The organism is Denitraticella aggregata, assembly GCF_048158365.1.
In the GTDB taxonomy this organism is placed as follows: Bacteria; Pseudomonadota; Gammaproteobacteria; order Burkholderiales; family Rhodocyclaceae; genus Azoarcus_F.
This window is the reverse complement of record NZ_JBLLNL010000040.1, coordinates 1-1,179: the sequence shown is the minus strand read 5'-3', so window position 1 is coordinate 1,179 and position 1,179 is coordinate 1. Positions and strand designations below refer to the sequence as shown.

The following is a 1,179-nucleotide window of genomic DNA, read 5'->3' as shown; positions in this document are numbered from 1 at the left end:
GCCAGGCGCGAGCGAACTTTGCGATGACGATGATGGCCGCCTGCTACAACCTGAAGCGGCTGGTGTACTTCCAGAAGGCCGGAATCGTGGCCTTCTGATGCCCGAAATGGGCCGAATCGCCGGTTTCCCGGGCGATTCGCAGAGAAAACGGGGCGACACCGCCTAGAAAAACGGTGGTTCGCTGAAGAAAATGAACCGAGTTCGGTTGCGGTCGTCATTTCGCGCCGGAATCCATGCAAAACCTCGGGTTATTCGAGGTGCCCGTGAGATATTTGCCTAACAAATTCTTGCAGACGGACCAAAACATGTTGTCATGCCTTTTGCAAAGGGCGCAAAAGCCACGCCAGCACGCTTTGGTCGCTGAAGAAAGGCGTAATGCAAAGCGTCCGTCTTGACGTACGTTCCTGAAGGCGTACACTTGGTGAAAAGCTAAATACGCAAGAGGTGTGTCATGACCGGAATTACCGCCACTGAGGCGCGCAGCAACCTTTACCGATTGATTGACGAGACTGCTGAGTCCCATCAACCAATCGTCATCATGGGCAAGCGAAACAAGGCTGTTCTGATCTCGGAGGATGACTGGTCCGCCATTCAGGAAACGCTTTACCTACTCTCGGTACCGGGTATGCGAGAGTCTATTCGTGAGGGTATGGATACTCCCGTGGATGAATGCGATGAGGAGCTGAACTGGTGACATGGACGTTGGTTTACACCAAACGAGCCCAGAAAGACGCAAAGAAGCTGGCCTCCAGCGGCCTCAAGCAAAAAGCCCAAGAGTTGTTGGCACTCATTGCAGAAGATCCGTACCGCAAGCCACCCCCGTTTGAGAAGCTGATTGGTGATCTTGCGGGTGCGTATTCACGCCGCATCAATATCCAGCACCGTCTGGTGTACCAGGTACTCGAAGACGAGAAAGTGGTAAAAGTCCTCCGCCTCTGGAGCCACTACGAATGATGCATAACCAGTCGCTGTTGCCGGACAATTTCTCCACCGCTTCGCGGCTACAAAATTGCCGCAAAGTTCTACGTTAGAGCGTATGGGTTTCGGTCCGAGCATCCGCCAAGCCGCAGACGAATCGCAGCCTCTCGCTCTGCGCTACACGGCATTGCGCCACGCTCTCACCTACAGTCATATGGACGGAGAAGTGGAAGCAGGAGGGGCTGCGACAAGGCATGCAAG

Annotated in this window: 2 protein-coding genes; both read left to right on the top strand. The window is 54.4% G+C overall.

Features of this window, described 5'->3' with window-relative positions; genetic code table 11:
• Window positions 1-451: 451 nt before the first annotated feature.
• The gene (locus tag ACKVEX_RS16550; protein ID WP_291830985.1) at window positions 452-694 is read left to right on the top strand and encodes a type II toxin-antitoxin system Phd/YefM family antitoxin; all 243 of its coding nucleotides are present in this window, start codon (window positions 452-454) and stop codon (window positions 692-694) included.
• The gene (locus tag ACKVEX_RS16545; RefSeq protein ID WP_473216840.1) at window positions 691-954 is read left to right on the top strand and encodes a Txe/YoeB family addiction module toxin; all 264 of its coding nucleotides are present in this window, start codon (window positions 691-693) and stop codon (window positions 952-954) included. The genes ACKVEX_RS16550 and ACKVEX_RS16545 overlap by 4 nt, the downstream gene beginning before the upstream one ends.
• The last annotated feature ends 225 nt before the right edge of the window (window positions 955-1,179 follow it).